This window comes from Psychrobacter sp. DM4 (assembly GCF_051307035.1).
Classification (GTDB): domain Bacteria; phylum Pseudomonadota; class Gammaproteobacteria; order Pseudomonadales; family Moraxellaceae; genus Psychrobacter.
On the sequence record NZ_CP195536.1, the window covers coordinates 2,288,108 to 2,307,916 of the forward strand.

Below are 19,809 nucleotides of genomic sequence, written 5' to 3' on the forward strand. Positions count from 1 at the left end.
AGCACTCGAAGATAGTAGTTTGTAAACAAAACAAAAATAGTCGGTAAAAATATTAAAGCGTTTGCCAAATGATATCAGTCACTTGTTGACTGGCACTGCGATTAGCGAGTGCATGTCCCTTTTGTGCCATTCTCAGGCAAGCTTGCCTGTTAAGTACCGCCAGCTCATCGCTCAAACGTTGCGGCGTCAACTCAATTTGCGGCAATAAAATCGCTGCATCATACGCGGTTAATGTTTTGGCATTAGCCGTCTGATGATCGTCAACAGCATGCGGTAGCGGTACAAAAATAGCAGCAATACCTACGTTTTGAATTTCGGTGACCGTCAGTGCGCCTGCTCGGCAAACAATCACGTCAGCCCAATTGTAGGCCGCCGCCATATCGTCTATAAAGGGCTGTACCGTAAACTGATGATTGCTCAAATCTTCGCGCTGGTAAGCTACAAGAGTAGCGGACTCATTATTGCGGCCACACTGATGACGCACCTCAAAGGGACTATCTAGCAACGCCAAAGCTTTTGGCACGTTTTCATTGAGCACTTGTGCCCCTAATGAGCCACCAACGATAAGCAGGCGTAACGGTGATTTGTCAGTGACATCATAACGAGTAGAAGGTGCGTCAACACCAGTAATAGTATTGCGTACTGGATTGCCGACCGTTACGATTTTACGGTCATTTTGGCTATTTGCAAACGTATTATCAAAAGCTTGGAGCACTTTACTAGCAATCTTAGACAAGTAGCGATTGCTCATGCCTGCTATGGCGTTTTGCTCGTGAATGATGAGCGGCGTGCCAGTCATACGCGCAGCGATGCCGCCAGGAGCACTGACATAACCGCCAAACCCAACGACGACATCAATCTGATTACTTTTAATGACTTTTATAGTCGCCATCGTTGCTGACAACAAAGTCACTGGCAGCTTTAATAATCGAGCAATCCCTTTACCGCGTAGCCCTTGCATGTCGATAGCATGAAAATCATAGCCTACTGGCTTGACCAGACCATTCTCCATACCGCTAGGCGTCCCCAACCAATGAATCACTGCGCCGCGCTGAGTTAGCGCCTCACTCACAGCGAGTGCTGGAAAGACGTGCCCACCAGTACCAGCGGCCATCATCAATATGTGCGGTGTTTTCATAAGACTACCTTTATTATTTTATTAATCGGTAAGTAGTTGCCGTAGCATGGACAAGATAATGTGGCTAAATGCATATAACAAATCATACATATAACGAATAAAGTTCGCTAGTATAAATCAAATCATTCCCTGACAGATACTATTTTCAAAAGCTTATTATAAACTTGCAAACCTCTGATTTTATTCACTCTATAAATAGCTAGGCTCTGAGTTTAAGATGATAATTAAATCGTCTTAAACTCAATTAAAGACGCTTGAGAACATGCGTTTTACCCAAAAATGTGATGCCTTTATAGCCTCGCAATTTTAGCGTATTACCTTCCAACTTAGCTTTTCCGGAAAAAGAGATACCTGTCTTTGGGTCAATGCCAGTACCGTTGTCATAAACATTGGGGTTACTGGCATCCGGTTCTAAATCCCAGATCAAGGTAGCACCGATCAAAGGTTTGTTGTGGTATTTGCCTTTGCATTCATCACACTTGGTTTTGTTTTTAGGATTAATGAGCACCTTTTCAACTTTGGCTGAGAGTTTACCGTTATTCTCAACGAACCGTAGAACCGCGTTAGGCTTACCTTCTTTATTAAAATTCACCCATTTTGTATTGTTCAACTGATCCGCGGCATTAGCGCTAGAGGCTATTATTAATCCCGCTGTGATTAAAAATGCATTGATAAGTGTCGTCATAAAGATTTCCTATAATGAATAACGAGCTGTCGCCATTCGCTTACAGCACGTTAAAATAAGAGGTTATTTACTATTTAGCTTATGCTCTATAGCGATAATAAAGTCGGTTGCGATGTCTGTGCCGCATTGATCATCGATCTCGCGTACACAAGTCGGACTGGTTACATTAATCTCAGTGATACGCCCACCAATTAAGTCAAGTCCCACGAACATCAATCCTTTTTCTTTGACTATAGGCGCTACCACTTCTGCTACCTGACGCTCGATATCTGTGAGTGGCATGGCGACCCCGCTGCCACCTGCGGCAAGATTGCCCCGAGTCTCGCCCTTGGTGGGGATACGCGCTAAGCTAAAGTCAACCACTACGCCATCGACGATTAACACACGTTTATCGCCTTCTTTTATTTCTGGCAAATAGCGCTGTGCCATAATCGGTAGCGTCTCAAGCTCAGTCAAAACCTCAAGTGTTACCCCAATATTGGGACTATCAGCCGTCAGGCGAAAAATACCTGTGCCGCCCATACCGTCTAGTGGCTTGACGATGACGTCTTGCTGCTCGCTGATAAACTTACGGATATGAGCCTGTTTGCTGGTCACTATGGTTGGACTCATATAACCGCTAAACCAAGTAGCAAATAGCTTCTCATTACAGTCACGAACCGCTTGTGGATCATTAACGACTAACACGCCTGCGGCTTTTGCATGATCGAGCATATAGGTTGCATAAATAAAACGCATATCAAACGGTGGATCTTTACGCATTAATATCACATCATACTCACTAACAGATGCTGTTGATTTGTCGCCCAAAGTATAAAAATTCTCAGGGTCACGCTGTACGCTAACGGGCTGCGAATCTACCATAAGATCGCCGCGATCTAGCCATAAATCATGAATCTGACAGTATCCTAAACGGTGTCCGCGATCTTGTGCTGACCACATCATTGCCAGACTGGTATCTTTTTTATAATTGATACGCTCGATAGGATCCATGATAATTAGCATGTTTAGCGACTGGCTCATAATAAGGCTCACTTTTATAGTATTATTTATTAATGATGAGAAGATAGCTCATAGTAGAATGCAGAATTTAGACACCGTACTGTTCGCGATAATGCTGCATTTTTGCCAGTTGAGTCGCGTCTTTGTTTTGACTGCGTTCATCCGCTAGATAGTCAATCAAGTTATCGATATCCACAAGCGCGAGTACGGGTACTTGTAAATTTGCCGCAAGCTCTTGAATCGCTGAGTGCTCGCTCTGGCCTTTTTCTTTACGATCTAGAGCCACAATAATACCGGCAACACTTGCGCCTGCTTGCTCTAGTATCTCAACGACTTCACGCATTGCTGTACCTGCGGTAATGACATCATCAAGCACCCACACCGCCTTGCCACTGACATCAGCGCCGACTAGGTTGCCGCCCTCGCCATGAGTTTTGGCCTCTTTGCGATTGTATCCCCATTTAGCATTGATACCATGGTGCTCCCATAGCGCTTGTGCTGTCGCGGCTACAAAAGGAATGCCCTTATAAGCGGCGCCAAAGATAACCAACTCTTGCTCATCTAGGTCATGACTGACAGCGCTCATTTGCTTGGCTAAAGCATCGGCATAACCGCGCGCTAACAATGCTAGCATCTCTCCAGTTGCTAGCAGTCCTGCATTAAAAAAGTAAGGACTAATACGGCCAGACTTAAGTACAAATTCACCAAACTTTAAGACATGATTATCTAAAGCCAGTTGAATAAAAGCTTGTGACGAAAATGAGATCGACTGCGCATTGTACATGAAGCGTTCCTATTGGTAATATCGCAAAAAGGTAGACATTAACAGTGCTATTTTGACCCTGTTACTAGGTACTGAATTATTAGGTACTAAATTACTAAACAGTGAGTTATTAGATATTGATAAACATTACTTAGTCTTAACTTGACCAGCCATTGATATAGTAATCATTGATATTGACGTAGCGCGTCAGCAAACAACAGCGCGATGAGAGATTAAAATAACACTCCCCATCCTCAGATACCTGTATGTCCCAGCCTAGGTGGTGAGCTGCAACAATGATGTGTCCTGCAAATAGGCGTATTTGACGATACTGATGGCGCTGCATGAGTGCGATGGACAGCTGACTGAGCAAATAACTACGGACATATTCACAAATTTGCGCCGCGCTATAGCTCTGATTAATGCTTTTACGCGTTGAGCATTGCTGTAGAGCATGAACCGCGACACTACAAGCCATAATATCCGTCGCAAGGTTACCTGCGCCCGTTTCAAACTGCTGTGGTTGTAAAATAACTTGCCAATCATCCGCATAAAGGCTGTTCAATATCTCGTCAGGATCATAGTTGTCATTATTCTTATCATCGTATAGAGCTGTTTTGTCGCCGACTACTGGTACTTTGGATGTGTGAGCAGAAGGTGCCACAAAACCGTAACGACTCAAGGCAGGGTAATGAATCATCGCACGTTGAATATCAGACATATCGAGCAAGGTCATATGCTCAAGCGACGATAACAAAGGCTGCTCACTATAATTATGATAAAAACTATCAGGTAGCGCGATGAGCTCTGCAGCCTCTAACAATGCTAAATGTTCAGCAAGCGCTTCAGAGCCGATCAGTCTCCATTTAGATAAAGCGCTTTCGTTGGGAACAAAAAAGCGTACTGACTTACCATACAAACGGCGCAATTGGCTATTAATTTGACGCGTGGGCTCTGGAATATCATTGAGCGGACGCGCAGGATCGATCGGCGTCTGCCTGGGGTCAAAATTTGGATGTACGATCGCAGGATGCTCGCTATCTGGCAACGAGGACTTCTCAGTGTTGTCTTCATGGCCCTGACCTGACTCTGATAACGAGGCATTGAATAAGTACTTATCAGATGTAGATGGTTGGGTCATGGTGTCTCCACAGACTTAAAAAGTAAATACTGGCGATTAGATTTTTGAGGATATTAGGACAGTTCTTACTACTGAGAGCCTTCGTTTTGCAAGATATCGCGATAACCTGTCTGCCAATCAGGATAATCAAGCCATGCTAACGGAATATTGCTATGTAAGCGTTTCCCCGTAACTGCCGTTTTTTGCTTATCAATAGTAGGTGGCGCCTCTCCTATTTGCTCACTTAGCCAAACGCTTAGCTCAAAGGTCGTTACAGGCAAATAATCTGTCGCTATATACAGTGGCTTTGGCATCTCAATAGTCAATGCCTTGGTAATGATAGTCACCAAATCGCGATCCATAATGCGATTGCTCCAGTGCTGCGCTGCCAGTACTTCTTTTTGTGGCTCGCGCACTTTACGTAGTCGCATGAGCCGCTTACGTCCATAAATACCGCTTGGGCGAATAATAAGTGCTCTATCACCAAAGCCTCGTTGCAATACTTGTTCTGCTTGCAAGATAACTTTTGACGCTTCGCGCTCAGGAGTCACGGGTGCGGTAGTGTCATCCACCCATTCGCCATTATCTTGCCCATAAACGCCCGTCGAGGATATAAAAACCACGCGTGTAAGCTCTGGAAGTTGAGCTGCTAAGCTTACCAAATGCTTGTTTATAGCTAAATAACTGTTCTGATAACCGCTAGTCGAGTACTCATCAGGAGTCACGACAATAGCGATATGAGTAAAGTCTTGCAACTGATCAGCACTCAGTGTCAAGGCATCCGCTTGCAAAAATGCTGCGCTATCGTCTAAATTATAATGCTCGCGTGCACTACGGGCAAGGCCAGTCACTGATAGTCCATTACGAGCGAGCACATTGGTTACTGGCAAACCAATATCACCTTGTCCAATAATCAGTAGATGTGACTTACTCATACTATATCCTTACCTTTGACACTTATAATAAAAAAGCGAATCTAGGGCGTGTTGAACAATCTCTAAAAATAGCGTCTGTATGCCAGTTTGATATCGTCATTGGCATCGACGCGGTCTTGCCAGTCATAACTGGCGTCAAGTCGCAATGCTTGTGTGCGATCGATATCGTATTGCAAACCCAAAGTTGTTATCGGCTGCCAATAGTGGCCTGTTACATCGGACTCTTGGCTGTCGCCATGATACCAATATGGCAGTTGCAATTGTGCCTGCGCACGTAACTGATTGTTAATCTGATAATGACAGCCTGCGTTTATGCCGGCGCCTACCCGAAAGCCATTATTAATGCCTCGTCCTGCCTGAGCTGTGCCCGATAATAAGGTATAACACAGTTGCGGCGGCATCTCACCAGTCCCGGATCTTGGTGACCCAAATGTCCACGACCAACCTGTCTCATAGCCGACGCTACCTACCAAATGATCGCGACCCTCTACTTGTGATCCATCGTCAACGCGGGTGGCCTCAATGTTGACGCCCCACGTTTTGCCTCTCTCAGCGCTATTGACTGGATTAAAAGAGCGTCCGCGCAGCACCGTAAAGTTTTCTAGTACTATGCTATCAGGGTCGTTTTCATTATTGTCGTTAGTATCATAAAAGCGCACTGTCGCTGCTAACGACTCTAAATTAAAAAACTGCGAGAATCCCAAGGTGCGATCTAGCATGTCATGAAAGCCTGCGCGCACGCCTACATCGATATAGCTGTTGTCACCGCGCTGACCGATACCTATCTGCCCCATTTGAAAGGGATGTCGATCAATAGGGTTATTATTTGAGGCAGTGATACCGTAATCTATAATTGTTTTGCCATCAGCCGATATGCTCGATATCGGATTACGCTCAGCTAATTTGATAGCAAGAGTATCCTCTTTGCTCAACGCCTGATAGCCAAGTTTAGCCGCCGCTTTTGCTTTATTCAGCTCGCTTTGACGCATAGTACTATCTGATGGCGTAAAACGGGCATCTGCTAATAGGCTGTTATCATTTAACAGTTGCACCACATCAGAGGGAATAACTACATAGGGCAGTTGGCTGAGCAGATTTTGCTCAGGACGTACGACATCGACTAGACGCAGAATCTCAGAGGCACAGTTATCGGTAGAAAAATAATAGGGAATATCTAGATCTTTGGTCTCCCAAACGTGCAATATAATCTGCTGTACCTCTGCTGGAGTCAAATCTAACTGATACGTCCATGCATCGCGCTCATCGTCCTTGAGATATTGTGCTAGTTTCTTTGGATAAGGGTCAATCTCAATTCTATTATTATAGCCGCCAGTAGCTGACCTAATAGCATAGATGGCAAAAGCGTCGTCAGGATCGCCATCGACAGTATCATTAAGCGCATAAGCATGATGGATTTGACTGCGATCTGCCGCGCTTGCTGGCGAGTCAATACGCAGTAAAGTATGACCAAAAGCGGAGATCGGATTGTCTAGATATTCCTCAGCGAACATGATAGATAACTGCTCAGGGTCTAGCATTTTCATCCAAGAGGCAAGCTCTGGGCAATCCGCTTGCAAGCGCGTACCGTCGATGCCTAGACTATCTGTAAGCCACTGCGTGCGTGCAGGAAAACGGCAAACTGCCGACGTACTAGATGAGATACTAGATAGGCTTTGAGCTGTCGTCTCTTTAGACATTGCGTTTTGAGATGCGACCATTTGGGTAGCAATGGCTACAAGCATCGCGTCAAGCTCGGCACTAGCGTCTTGTTGTCCGTTAACACTCAAAAAGAAATCTAGCTGATCAATTAAGCTTTTCGGTGTGCTCTTATTAAATAATGATTGTTTATCATCTAAAAAATATAACAACCGTCGCCATGTTATATGCTCTGCCAGTTTATCTGACTGTACTTGCTTACGCAAAGTGGCTAATAGTAATTCGGCCTCATTGTTCAATACGCTTTGAACCTCTTGCTTGATTATGGTACCAGCATCGAGAGTCGTATTAGCCGTCAAATTTAGCACTGCGGTTTGCGGTTTAAGAGATTCATTGAGGGCTACATCAGGAGCTAACTCACCTGTCGTCACTAACGATACTGGCGTTGGCAAAAAAGCTTGTGCTGGTATACAAAATAGCAGCCCTACGATAGCGCAAGACAAACGCGTACGCAGGCTTAAGTCTTTAGACTTAGTATTTATAGCGATACGATTTGAATCTATCGTTGAATACTGGGACATCAGGTGGCATCTCGCTTTTTTATTGTCTGAGCTAACAGGCGATTTAGGGTTATATAGCATTGAGACTATAAGTTCATGACAACTACAAGTCCGTTAGCTAAAGGTTTATCTTAGAATCGTACTAGAGTTTGAGTTTTTATCCCGATAGTGTATATGATATACCAAGTTTGGAGGTGCTGTTTATCCTAGCTTGTTTATTCGCTAAATAATTGAGAGTACCATGTCCGCATCTGTCATAAATATCGAAGCTGGTCGCCTATCCTCAGCCACTTGGCTTGCCTCACCTAATTTTAATGAACGTCCTAAAGGTATGAGTATTGATACTATTGTCATCCATAATATCAGCCTGCCGCCTGATGATTTTGGTGGTCTTGATAGCAACGGCTTACACTATGTCAAAGCCTTGTTCACCAATCAACTCGACTGGAACGCACATTCTTATTTCAAAACCATTGAGGGCGCAGAGGTATCCGCGCACCTGCTTATCGAACGAAATGGCGCGGTCACTCAGTTTGTCAGTTTTGATAAACGCGCGTGGCATGCGGGCAAATCAAGCTATTTGGGACGACCTGAATGCAATGATTATAGCATCGGTATTGAGCTTGAAGGCTCAGATTTTCAGGCCTTTACCGATGAGCAATATACTGTCCTTGCCGATATTATCGCCGCCATTTATCACGCTTATCCCAAAACGCGCCGTCACTTAACAGGGCATAGCGATATCGCACCGGGTCGTAAGACTGATCCGGGTGAGTATTTTGACTGGGTGCGCTTACGTGAGACCATTAATCAAAACAGCAAACGATAAGTCAATAAACGACACTCTACATTCCACAAGCAATTCATTTATCTGCGTGACATAAGTGCTATAATCCGTCAGTTTTTTGGCATTCCGTTTTTCGATATGTCGTTTTTTGATAGTTAGTTTTGATAATAGCAACTGGGCAGAATAATCCTCATGGCAAAAAGTCGCTTGTTTCGTTCAACCATGGTGGTCAGTAGCATGACCATGTTATCGCGTATCTTGGGTTTGGTGCGTGATATTGTACTCTTAGGAGTCTTTGGCGCAGGCGGTCTGATGGATGCCTTTTTGGTCGCCTTTAAGATACCGAACTTTTTGCGTCGTCTATTCGCTGAAGGCGCCTTTAGCCAAGCGTTTGTTCCTGTATTATCCGAGTACAAAGAAAAATACAGTCTTCAGCAAGTACAGATTTTGGTCAGTCGTACCTCTGGCGCGTTATTGTTGATTTTATCTATGCTAACGGTAGTCGTCATTTTGATGGCGCCGTGGGTCGTCACTTTATTTGCTCCCGGGTTTGCCGATCAGCCCAATAAATTTGCGATCACCGCTGAGCTATTACGCCTAACCTTTCCCTATCTATTATTTATATCAATGACGGCCTTTGCTAGCGGCATTTTGCAGAGCTATGGCCGCTTTGCCGCTCCTGCCTTTGCGCCCGTGTTATTGAACTTGTGTATGATAGCTGCCGCGCTTATCTTTGCGCCGATGTTTGATACGCCGATTATGGCACTCGGTTACGCGGTCGCCATCGCAGGCTTATTACAGTTTTTGCTTCAATTACCGCAGCTATGGCAACAAAAGTTATTGGTCGCACCCAAAGTTGACTTCAAACACGAAGGCGTTAAGCGAATATTGAAACTTATGCTTCCTGCTATTTTTGGTGTCTCTGTCACCCAGATCAATTTATTACTCAATACTATTTTTGCCTCATTGATGATTGGCGGTTCGGTCTCTTGGCTGTACGCCGCTGAACGCATGAGCGAGTTACCACTAGGTCTCATTGGCGTAGCGATTGGTACGGTTATCTTGCCAAGTCTATCTAAAAGTGAGGCGCAAAAAGATGATGTGACCTTTAAAAAGACGATCGATTGGGCTGCTAGGCTTATCATTGTCGTCGGTCTACCTGCCGCTGCTGCCTTGTTCATTCTCTCTGATGTGCTTATGCAGGCGCTGTTTTTGCGTGGTGAATTTACCTTACGCGATTCACAGATGAGCGGACTTGCTCTACGTAGTATGGCAGGCGGTATTTTGGGATTTATGCTGATCAAGATATTTGCTCCAGCATTTTTTGCCCGTCAAGATATCAAAACTCCAGTTCGCATCGGCATCGTTTCTGTCTTTGCCAATATGATATTTAGTGCGATTTTTATTGGTATTTTTTATCTGTTAGAGATTCCACTACATGGTGGTTTAGCGCTAGCAACGACAGGGGCGGCTTTTGTCAACGCAGGATTGCTCTATTACTTCTTACATAAGCGTGATATTTTTCGCTTTGATAGCCATTGGAAAAAGCTCTTTGCACAGTTTATCGTGTCCACTGCGGCTATGATTGCCGTCCTCTACATCATGCTACCCTACTTCCCAACAGATTCGGCGCAGTGGCAGCGACTCGTTGCCCTGCTTATCATGTGCGTGGTCGGTGCCTTGGTTTATGCGATCGTACTGCTAGCGACTGGCTTTCGCCCTCGTCAGCTCAAACATGGCTAGTTATGGTTGCTTTAGATTATGATTTGTTAAACAGTAACTTTACCAAATAAGCACAAGGTTAAATCAATCACTGACTGCTAATCACAATGATAGTTGCCATAATTAATGACTTATTGAATAAAAACTTGAGGTGTACCATGAAGCCAAATATAACAGTGAAATTGCATATGACTGCCAAAGCGTCATTATTGCCGCGATTGCCACTACTGTGTACTACCGGTTTATTAGGTATGGTTTTTTTATTAAATGGTTGTAGCAGTAGTGATTCTAATGAGATAGCAATAGACGCTGATGATGTTCCTGTGATAGTCGATGATACCAATGGCTCCATAGATGAAACCATTACTACTGATGCGGAAATTTTAGAAGATGGTGGGCTAGCTGATAAGGATACGGCTAGCAACCAAACCAGCATGCCAAGTCCAAGCGCTACTCCAGCACCGCCTTTAGCCGATCAGCCAAGTCTAGTGACCAATACGACTGAACCCAATAGTCCAGAGGATACTGTGAAGCAAGCGCTGAATACCTTGTATTACGGTGATATTGAAGATGCGGTCGGCTACTATCAAGTCGATATGGCAAACTTTGAACAAGAGCTTGCCAATACCCAAAGTGCTTTTCAGCAAACCGTAGAGAGCGTCACCATTACGGATACTCAGTACAATGACGACAAAACTATAGCCACTATCGAAGGCGAGCTAATGCTAAGGGGTCAAAGCGAGCCTGCGCCGCTCACTTATAGGCTCAAAAAAGTAAAGGGTCAATGGAAGATACTGGGTTAAATTTATCTCAAAGCTCGCTATTACTATTAGGTTTGATAGCTAGTCCTAGCATCACTACATCAGCGATGAACCCATCCATATCACACACCTTTGGCATATATCCCCACTGCTCAAATCCAAGCTTATAAAACAGCCCTAAACTTGGCTGATTGTGAGCAAAGATAAGGGCGATGACATTCGTAATGCCTAGGCTTGGCGCTTGCGTGAGCATCCAACGGGCCAGCTCACTGCCTAGGCCTTTTTTATGATAATCTTTGTGCAAATAAATGCTCATCTCACTGCTGATATGATAAGCGATACGCGCGTACAAATCACTAAAGCTACCCCAAGCGACAATCTGCGCTGTCTCTATATCATGATTTTCTACTTGCTCACTGTTTGTAGCGCTCAAACCGTTACGTTCAACTAAAGCTTTTACCACATAAATAGGCCGTGTTCGGTTCTGGAGATGCTCATCAAACCAAGTAGCGCGCTCTTCGGTAGTTACCGGAGTTAAATTAGCAGTCGCTTGTTTGCCTGCAATACTTTGATTATAGATCGCTAAGATAGCCGTCAGATCAGACCTACTCGCACGTTCTACTGTAAATTCATTATCAAGCAGAGCCTTTTTATTACCGTGTTCATCCATAGTCGTTCTCATAAAATATGTTGGGGCATCTGGTTTTGAGTGTGAGGACGCTCATTTTACTTTATAATGACAAGTTTTGAACATATCAGTCGCTATTTGCGCGGTGTTTTTATCTCATTAGTCTTATATTAGCTGCGATACCATAAACTCTTATGAATACCTACTTCCTTGAGCAACTGATTGCGCCACCATATGTGGCTGGTGACAGTGTTATCTCCACCAAGCTTAACGCCTGTGTGCTAAGCATTGGTAACTTCGATGGTGTGCACTTAGGTCATCAAGCGATGCTTGCCCAAGTTAGCGCATTGGCTAATGAACAAAATCTAAGCGCTGCGGTCATGATATTTGAGCCACAGCCGCGTGAGTTTTTTGCACCAGCAACAGCGCCTGCCCGCTTGACTACTCTAGCTGAAAAACAAGTATTGCTTGCCCAATATGGGGTCGATACTTTAATCGTTGCCAACTTCGATAGCGACTTTCGTGCTTTGTCTGCTACCGCTTTTGCCGACCTATTGACTAAACATCTTAATGTAAAAGCTTTAGTATTGGGTGATGACTCTCGCTTTGGGCATGATCGCACGGGTGATAGTCAGTTCTTGCGTGATTATGGGCTACCGGTGACCAATTTGCACACTATCGCTGATAATGCCGATATGACTAGCACTAGTCAGCGCATTAGCTCGACGCGTATCCGTGAGCTACTACTAGCGGGCGATATCGCTTCAGCGAATCAACTACTGGGCCGAGAGTATACGATTACAGGTGACGTAGTAGGCGGCGATCAGATTGGTCGTACTATGAATTTTCCGACGGCCAATATAGAGCTGTCGCGCCTCAAGCCTGCCTTGCACGGTATTTTGGCTGTCGATGTGGTTTGTCTAGATGAGACTGGCGAAGTTATTCCTGATGGCCTAACAGCGCTTGCAACTGATGCCCAGACAGGCGTTGGAGGATTACGCGCTCATAGCCTGTTTGGTACGGCCAATGTCGGTACTAGACCGTCTGTTGATAAAGGTGATAATTGGCGCTTAGAGGTTCATTTTCCAAAGTTTCAAGCTGATCTATATGGTAAGACGCTGCAAGTACGATTTTTGCATTTTTTACATGGTGAAAAAAACTACGACGGTATAGAGGCGCTCAGAGCAGGCATTCATCAAGATGTCGTAGACTTATTAAATTGGCGACAAAATCAGTAGTAATCGAAATGCAGCGCTAAAAAAACCCACGACATATTTGAAGTGGGTTTTTTGATTATATACGTTTATTCTTGAAACTAAGCATCTGGATGCATACGTACATTTAGATCATCGATAACCTCAACCCATGCAGCGTCTTTTTTCCATTCTTCTTGCAAAAATGCGCGCTGTGAATCAGTCCAAACGTTAGCACTAATGAGCTCTTCTTCTTTTGCCAATTGATTGTTTTCAACGAATATATCAATCGCTTCATCTGAGCTCTCTAAACCCAACTGTGCAAATAAATCATTCATAGTATAATCTGGTTCGCCTAACATCTGCTCTCTCCTTTTAGAGGACTTAATTTTTTATATTAGCCCTAATTGCTATATTAAGGTCTATTCATGTACAGCTTTATTGTAGCAAGCCTTTGACAAAAAACTGTAAGGGCTCGTTAAGTGTTTTGTTAAAACTGTCTTTTTGTTAATCTTTAAATTTGCTAGTCTTTGAATTTGTTAGCCTTCAGAGTTACACGCTACGTTTTAGTAAGACGCTCTAGCAAAAAAACCCCGCTTACGAATAAGCGGGGTTTTTATTGCAAGCTACTAGCGCAGTTTATGGCAGTAGATGTGATACCGCATCACGCTCTTCGCTAAGCTCTTGCTCAGTTGCCGCCATCTTCTCTTTCGAGAAATCTGATGACACATCAACGCCTTCTACGATAGACCAGTCGCCGCCCGTACAAGTACAAGGAAAAGAGTAAATCAGGCCCTTAGCAATGCCATACTCGCCGTTTGAATAGACGCCCATAGAGACCCAATCGTTCTCATCTGTACCCATCGCCCAAGTGCGCATATGTGCGATAGCGGCGTTAGCTGCAGACGCTGCAGAGGATGCACCGCGAGCTTTAATAATAGCTGCACCGCGCTGCTGTACGTTTGGAATGTAAGTGCCTTCGTACCAGTCACGATCGACTAGATCAAGTGCAGGCTTACCGTTTACAGTACAAGCCGTTACATCCGGATACTGAGTAGAGGAATGGTTACCCCAAATGATCATCTTTTTGATGTCATTGACGGTACTGTCCGTCTGTTCAGCTAATTGTGCCATAGCACGATTATGATCCAAACGGGTCATTGCAGTAAAGTTACGCGGATCCAGATCTGGTGCGTTACGCTGAGCGATAACCGCATTAGTATTTGCAGGGTTACCGACGACCAATACTTTGACATCACGGCTAGCAACATCGTTAAGCGCTTTGCCTTGAGCTGAGAAAATAGCCGCATTGGCTTCTAGTAAGTCTTTACGCTCCATACCTGGGCCACGAGGACGGGCGCCTACTAACAAAGCATAATCGATGTCTTTGAATGCAACCGTAGCATCGTCAGTTTGAACAATATCCGCCAACAATGGAAAAGCGCAATCTTCTAGTTCCATGACAACACCTTTTAGGGCGTCAAGTGCTGGAGTAATTTCGAGTAATTGCAAGATAACAGGTTGATCTTTACCTAGCATCTCACCTGATGCAATACGAAATAGCATAGCATAGCTGATATTACCAGCTGCACCAGTGACGGCAACGCGTATAGGTTGTTTCATAGAATATTTCCTTAGTGATTGTCAAATATGGTCATACTGAACCTTTCAAACTGTGCGCTAGTGTAGCATCTCGCTCAATAAGACGTCTAGGTCAGATAGAACGGTCGTTTATAATTATATTGTTACATTTTATACTTACGCTCAGCGTCGAGCTAATTACCACCAGAGATTATAAAATTGCTACCGCAGCTATTGATAGGAGTGCTACATTTGCCAAAATCACTACCGTCATAACATACGTGAATATCCGTCAGAACAGATTGGCGGCGACCTGCTTGACAGATCAGATCTATGTTTGAAGCACGCATACCACTGTTTAGGCGAGTCATTTGCCTCAAAAAACGTGATTTTGAGACGGTATAGCTATTACCTGTCGTCAACTCACTTGGTAGTTTGAGGTTGCCGGCATAGTTAGTGATAAGGCGAAAATAGTTGTTAGCGCTGATCGGTCCGCAAGCACCATAATGCTGCCATGTCTGATTGCGTACTGTCGTATCAGGCATAATACGGTTGACGACCTTTAGTTGTAGTGGCGTCAATCGTGGCTCACTTACGCTACCACAGCTGGCACCATAGCCTAAATTTAAACCCGAGACAGTTAACGAGTAACCCTCCAAACACTGGCGCATGCGAGCCCGTGTCGGCTGCAAATCACATAGTGCTGGTGTCATCTCAATCATAAGTACGCGCTGACCTGACTTCGTCACACTCGCCGCCTGAACGGGCATAGATAGAACACCTTGTACTACCAAAAAGCCAAGCGCACCAATCGCGATATGACGCATACGATGATAAGAATAGTGATATGGCTTTATGGTGTCAGCGATTAGATTTGGGTGCGGTGTTGTCGTAAGTTTGGGATGCGCGTGCGTCAAGGCAAATGTCTGATATCTGCTCGATGCTATCAATGACTTAAACGGTTTTTTTATCATAATTAATAGAGTATTTGTTAGGCAATCATTATAAATCTGGATGCTAATAAAGAGAATACAGACGGCAACCAAATCAATGGTAGCAAAACACTTTTTTTAGTGTGTATTACGAACGTAAGCAGTAGCTGCCATCAATTATTAAGCTAAAAACAACGGGGCAAGGAACCTATGAGTTATCATAGTGATAAGTGGATCTGACGTATTAATTAGTACAAAGTATTTGGATAAAAAAGACCTTTAATAAAGTATCCAAGGTCTCTTTTATGATGTGTATCTTATGGTGTAAGCATCTGCAACAACAGTTTAGAACGCCGCTGGCACCGTACCCATACGCTGAGTAATAGGCTGAGCGCGACCGAGTAGGCTGCTATATATAGTCGCATTTTCCATGACGTGCTTGACGTAGTTACGAGTTTCAGGAAAAGCAATCGATTCGACGTACTGATCAGCTTCAAGTGACCCGTAGACAGGCTGCCAGCGTTTGGCATTATTAGGGCCAGCGTTATAGCCTGCGGTTGCGAGTACTGGTTGATAGTTGAGCTTGCCTAAGATATCACCCATGTACCAAGTACCATAGCGAATATTGGTGTCGCCGCTGTTGGCGCGGCTTGCGCTATAGGTTTCACCTAGATTACGCGCGATATATTTTGCGGTATCAGGCATAACCTGCATAAGACCACTAGCGCCCACGTTTGAGCGCGCTGAGGTCACAAAACGACTCTCTTGGCGCATGATGCCGTAAGCCCATGCAGGGTCGATACGAGCCTCTTGGCTATAGCGTACAACAGCGCTTTGATGCGGCATTGGATGAGACAAAGCAAAGCTATTAATTTGTTGAGTATTGTCTGCTGCGTAAATGGCGCGATCAAGCCAGCCCATATCGTGTGCTTGGCGCGCTGCTGCGACAATTAGAGTGTCATCACGGTTGTCACGGGCTTGTTTGACCGCCCAGTTCCACTCACGATTGGCATAAGCACGGCTTGCATCTGCATTGTAGAGTGCAAACGCACGGGCAAAGTTAGCATCCTGCATGACGCGCGCGCGGTCGCTATTACTAACAGTAGGTAAGTTACTACCTCCTAGGCGCGTAGTATCAAAGCGTTGACCGACTTTGTCCTTTGCCATTAGACCGTAATATTCGTGACTACTAGCAAGTTTTTGGTACATCTGTTTGGCAAGACCACGTTGACCTGCGTCACTTGATTGCTCATAAGCGCGTGCCAGCCAATACTGCCACTGCTCCGACTTTTGTGTCTCACTATCCATGCGCGAGATGGCTGCAATGACATCGTCCCAGCGACTAAAACGAATGGCTGCCATCGCATAATCCTCAGCTTCTTCAAAATTAAAATCGTCATCCAAACTATTACGGAACCAGTCTACCGCTTCACTATTGAACCCATCATCAGTATTATGGTTCATACGTTTGACACCGATGATGCGATAAGCATAGCGGCGCGTATCATCGTTTAGCAGTTTTGAGGCGCGCTGACTGTCTTGCTTGAGATCGAACTCTAGCTGTATGGCAGCTTCGCGGTAAGACTTATCAGCCAGACGCCCTAGAGCATACAGGTAGAGATACTGGTTGGTTTGGCTGGTAGACTCACGACCAAAACGACCAAAAAAAGCGGATGGATTAAGCTGAATCTCACTCAATGAAGAGTAAGGAATAGGCGTACCAAGACGCGATGACAGCGCCATAATATCGCCCGTTTTACCAACGCGTAGCATACGCTTTAGACGAGACACGCGATCTTGAGTACTAATGAGTGCATTGTTGTTCATCTCCATCGCCAGCTGATCACATAGTGCAGGCTGCTTTTTGGTGGTGAGCCAGACATCAGACTTCGCTGCCATGGCGCGCATCGTGTCACCGCCGTTATTGAATCCAAGGGCAACCGCGCAGCGCTCAGAGCTATCTGCATTGGTAATAAGATTTGCCACTTGTCGTACTGACGCATAATCATTAGAGCCCGCTTTGGTCTCAGCAAAGTCAGCGACCAGTTTTTCTGCCATAACCGTATTGGGATACTGACGAACAAACTGCGATATCGCTGCTGAACTTTGTGAATTTAGGTCAAGATTCATGCGCCAATAGGTGGGATACATGGCAAATATGCCGCCGCTCATCGACTGCTCATAACCGTACAGCGCACTGGTATCACCGCGATTCTCCGCTTGAGCCGCTGCATTAAAGTCATTAATGCTACTATCAGTTTGATAGTTGCTGCTCTGTTGCATACTGTCCCCATCGCCCCAAGTCAGCTCAGCACAGGCCACTTGTGATAAGCCAAGCGCACTCATTGCGGTCGCCAAACTCAGTACGCTTAATCGCAGTGGTCTTGCTCCCAAGCGTCTGGATACCATAGGCAAAAGAGTATAGTTGTTTTTTTGAATAAGACGGGTACGGTTTGGCTTTATCATACTGACTCTCTATATGGTATCGGTACAGATGCTTGGATGCGATGGCGTTTCACTAACGTTAAGGCGTTCATCATACTATAATCAAAGTACTTTCAACCATAGCCTTTACCTTTTATTAATAAATAGGATAGCGGCGCGTAACACGGCTGTGATAATAGACGGACATTCACAGTTATATTGTCACTGTTAGTGCTAAGCAATTGATACTACTATAAATAAATAATGATAACGATTATCTTAAACACCAGCATACTTTTCACTTTAATAAAGGGTTGTGATAAAATACGCCACCTATTGTCTGGGTAGGCTATTATAATTTAGCCGCCTCGCTATATTTTGCTCAATCATGGACTTATGCTTATGAGTGTTACCGTATTTAACCCCCGTATAGATGACGCCGCTATTGCTAATAGCGCGCCTACGCTCAACGAGGCAAGTTCAGCGCAGTCCCCTGTCAATAAGGTCGTTAGCAAAAAGGTATTTATCGCAACCCAAGGTTGTCAGATGAATGTCTATGATTCTGACAAGATGCTCGATGTGCTCGGCGACTCACACGGTATGGAGGTCACTCACAACATCGATGAGGCTGATGTGCTCCTCATGAATACCTGCTCTATCCGTGAAAAAGCGCAAGAAAAAGTATTCTCAGAATTGGGCCGCTGGCGTAAACTCAAAGAAAAACGTCCAGATCTGGTCATCGGTGTCGGTGGCTGTGTGGCTTCACAAGAAGGCGATAATATCCAAAAGCGCGCGCCTTATGTCGATATGGTATTTGGTCCGCAAACCTTGCATCGTCTGCCAGAGCTCTATGATCAATCCAACGAGCAGCGTGATATCGCACCCAAAAATCGCATTGGTACTATCGATATCTCCTTTCCCAGTATCGAGAAATTTGACTTTTTACCGGAGCCAAAAGTTGATGGCTACAAAGCCTTTGTCTCTATCATGGAGGGCTGCTCTAAGTATTGCTCATTTTGCGTCGTGCCCTACACACGCGGTGAGGAGCTATCGCGTCCACTCGATGATGTTTTGGCAGAAATCGATAGCTTAGCTGAGCAAGGCGTACGTGAAATTAATCTATTAGGTCAAAACGTCAACGGCTATCGCGGCGAAAAAGACGATGGCAGTATTTGCCGTTTCGCGGAGCTCTTGCATTATGTCTCGCATGTCGATGGCGTTGAGCGTATTCGCTATACTACTAGCCATCCGCTGGAGTTCACCGATGACATCATCGATGCTTACGCGCAATTGCCAGAGCTGGTCTCGCACTTGCACTTGCCCGTTCAAAGCGGTTCAAATGCGATACTCGCTGCGATGAAGCGTAATCATACGATTGATGTCTATATCAATCAGATCAATAAACTCAAAGCCGTTCGCCCTGATATTCATCTATCGAGTGATTTTATCATTGGTTTTCCGGGCGAGAGCGATCAGGACTTTCAAGATACGCTTAATCTAGCTAAAGCGCTAAACTTTGATCATTCATACAGCTTTATTTACTCTAAACGTCCCGGTACGCCCGCGGCAGAATTACCTGATGATGTCAGCTTCACCACCAAAAAAGAGCGCTTGGCCGAATTTCAAAAGGTCATTATTGACTCAACCCTAGCCAAGTCTCACGAGATGGTCGGTACGACGACTCGCGTATTGGTCGAGCAAGTTGCCAACCGTCACCCTGATTGTCTAATCGGTACGGCAGATAATACTCGTACGGTGATGTTCAAATATGATGTCGATGAGATGGATGAGCTACTTGGCAAAATCGTTAGCGTACGCGTGACTGATTTTGTCAGCCCGCATATGGTTAAGGGTGAGTTAGTTGAGGTGTTGGCTTAATACTTTATCAGAGTTGAATCAAAAAAAGCCGTTCGCTACTTGGT

General features: G+C 44.8%; 17 protein-coding genes. 5 read left to right on the forward strand and 12 right to left on the reverse strand.

The window, feature by feature from the left end; all coding sequences use genetic code 11:
• Nucleotides 1-52: 52 nt before the first annotated feature.
• The 7 genes from murG to ACR64G_RS09760 all read right to left on the reverse strand — a co-directional run bounded on the left by murG (nt 53) and on the right by ACR64G_RS09760 (nt 7,880).
• A complete protein-coding gene (gene murG, locus ACR64G_RS09730) occupies nt 53-1,138 on the reverse strand; it encodes an undecaprenyldiphospho-muramoylpentapeptide beta-N-acetylglucosaminyltransferase (RefSeq protein ID WP_435979098.1) in 1,086 nt (361 codons plus the stop codon).
• Nucleotides 1,139-1,382: 244 nt separating this feature from the next.
• Entirely contained in the window at nt 1,383-1,823 is a 441-nt protein-coding gene (locus ACR64G_RS09735; RefSeq protein WP_435979099.1) for a DUF2147 domain-containing protein, read from the reverse strand.
• Nucleotides 1,824-1,886: 63 nt separating this feature from the next.
• On the reverse strand, nt 1,887-2,846 hold the full coding sequence (gshB, locus tag ACR64G_RS09740; protein WP_435979100.1) for a glutathione synthase: 960 nt from the start codon (nt 2,844-2,846) through the stop codon (nt 1,887-1,889).
• A gap of 67 nt (nt 2,847-2,913) precedes the next feature.
• Nucleotides 2,914-3,609 carry an orotate phosphoribosyltransferase gene (gene pyrE, locus ACR64G_RS09745; protein WP_435979101.1) on the reverse strand — a complete coding sequence of 232 codons (696 nt, stop codon included), beginning with the start codon at nt 3,607-3,609 and terminating at the stop codon, nt 2,914-2,916.
• 136 nt (nt 3,610-3,745) lie between these two features.
• Nucleotides 3,746-4,729, reverse strand: a complete 984-nt coding sequence (locus ACR64G_RS09750; protein WP_435979102.1) for a hypothetical protein — start codon at nt 4,727-4,729, stop codon at nt 3,746-3,748.
• A gap of 68 nt (nt 4,730-4,797) precedes the next feature.
• Nucleotides 4,798-5,643 carry an SDR family oxidoreductase gene (locus ACR64G_RS09755; RefSeq protein ID WP_435979103.1) on the reverse strand — a complete coding sequence of 282 codons (846 nt, stop codon included), beginning with the start codon at nt 5,641-5,643 and terminating at the stop codon, nt 4,798-4,800.
• A 62-nt stretch (nt 5,644-5,705) separates the two neighbouring features.
• On the reverse strand, nt 5,706-7,880 hold the full coding sequence (locus ACR64G_RS09760; RefSeq protein ID WP_435979104.1) for an Lnb N-terminal periplasmic domain-containing protein: 2,175 nt from the start codon (nt 7,878-7,880) through the stop codon (nt 5,706-5,708).
• Nucleotides 7,881-8,100: 220 nt separating this feature from the next.
• On the opposite strand from ACR64G_RS09760, the gene ampD reads away from it, so the two are divergent.
• The 3 genes from ampD (at nt 8,101) to ACR64G_RS09775 (ending at nt 11,171) form a co-directional block, all read left to right on the forward strand.
• Nucleotides 8,101-8,688, forward strand: coding sequence for a 1,6-anhydro-N-acetylmuramyl-L-alanine amidase AmpD (gene ampD, locus ACR64G_RS09765; RefSeq protein WP_435979105.1), 588 nt, complete (start codon nt 8,101-8,103; stop codon nt 8,686-8,688).
• A 150-nt stretch (nt 8,689-8,838) separates the two neighbouring features.
• Nucleotides 8,839-10,389 carry a murein biosynthesis integral membrane protein MurJ gene (murJ, locus tag ACR64G_RS09770; RefSeq protein WP_435979106.1) on the forward strand — a complete coding sequence of 517 codons (1,551 nt, stop codon included), beginning with the start codon at nt 8,839-8,841 and terminating at the stop codon, nt 10,387-10,389.
• Nucleotides 10,390-10,526: 137 nt separating this feature from the next.
• The gene (locus ACR64G_RS09775; protein WP_435979107.1) at nt 10,527-11,171 is read left to right on the forward strand and encodes a hypothetical protein; all 645 of its coding nucleotides are present in this window, start codon (nt 10,527-10,529) and stop codon (nt 11,169-11,171) included.
• Nucleotides 11,172-11,178: 7 nt separating this feature from the next.
• On the opposite strand, the gene ACR64G_RS09780 is transcribed toward ACR64G_RS09775, so the two are convergent.
• Complete coding sequence (locus ACR64G_RS09780; protein WP_435979108.1) at nt 11,179-11,799, reverse strand: N-acetyltransferase family protein; 621 nt, start codon at nt 11,797-11,799, stop codon at nt 11,179-11,181.
• Between the two features lie 152 nt (nt 11,800-11,951).
• Between ACR64G_RS09780 and ribF the strand changes: the two genes are divergently transcribed.
• Complete coding sequence (ribF, locus tag ACR64G_RS09785) at nt 11,952-12,995, forward strand: riboflavin biosynthesis protein RibF (RefSeq protein ID WP_435979109.1); 1,044 nt, start codon at nt 11,952-11,954, stop codon at nt 12,993-12,995.
• Between the two features lie 77 nt (nt 12,996-13,072).
• Here ribF and ACR64G_RS09790 read toward each other — a convergent pair whose 3' ends face one another.
• The 4 genes from ACR64G_RS09790 to ACR64G_RS09805 form a co-directional block, all read right to left on the reverse strand.
• A complete protein-coding gene (locus ACR64G_RS09790) occupies nt 13,073-13,312 on the reverse strand; it encodes a DUF2789 family protein (RefSeq protein ID WP_435979110.1) in 240 nt (79 codons plus the stop codon).
• Nucleotides 13,313-13,589: 277 nt separating this feature from the next.
• Nucleotides 13,590-14,573: a malate dehydrogenase gene (locus ACR64G_RS09795; RefSeq protein WP_435979111.1), complete on the reverse strand. Its 984-nt coding sequence runs from the start codon at nt 14,571-14,573 to the stop codon at nt 13,590-13,592.
• A gap of 152 nt (nt 14,574-14,725) precedes the next feature.
• Nucleotides 14,726-15,505 carry a ribonuclease T2 gene (locus ACR64G_RS09800; protein ID WP_435979112.1) on the reverse strand — a complete coding sequence of 260 codons (780 nt, stop codon included), beginning with the start codon at nt 15,503-15,505 and terminating at the stop codon, nt 14,726-14,728.
• A gap of 303 nt (nt 15,506-15,808) precedes the next feature.
• Nucleotides 15,809-17,929 carry a transglycosylase SLT domain-containing protein gene (locus ACR64G_RS09805; protein ID WP_435979113.1) on the reverse strand — a complete coding sequence of 707 codons (2,121 nt, stop codon included), beginning with the start codon at nt 17,927-17,929 and terminating at the stop codon, nt 15,809-15,811.
• Nucleotides 17,930-18,289: 360 nt separating this feature from the next.
• On the opposite strand from ACR64G_RS09805, the gene miaB reads away from it, so the two are divergent.
• On the forward strand, nt 18,290-19,765 hold the full coding sequence (miaB, locus tag ACR64G_RS09810) for a tRNA (N6-isopentenyl adenosine(37)-C2)-methylthiotransferase MiaB (RefSeq protein WP_435979114.1): 1,476 nt from the start codon (nt 18,290-18,292) through the stop codon (nt 19,763-19,765).
• Nucleotides 19,766-19,809 lie beyond the last annotated feature (44 nt).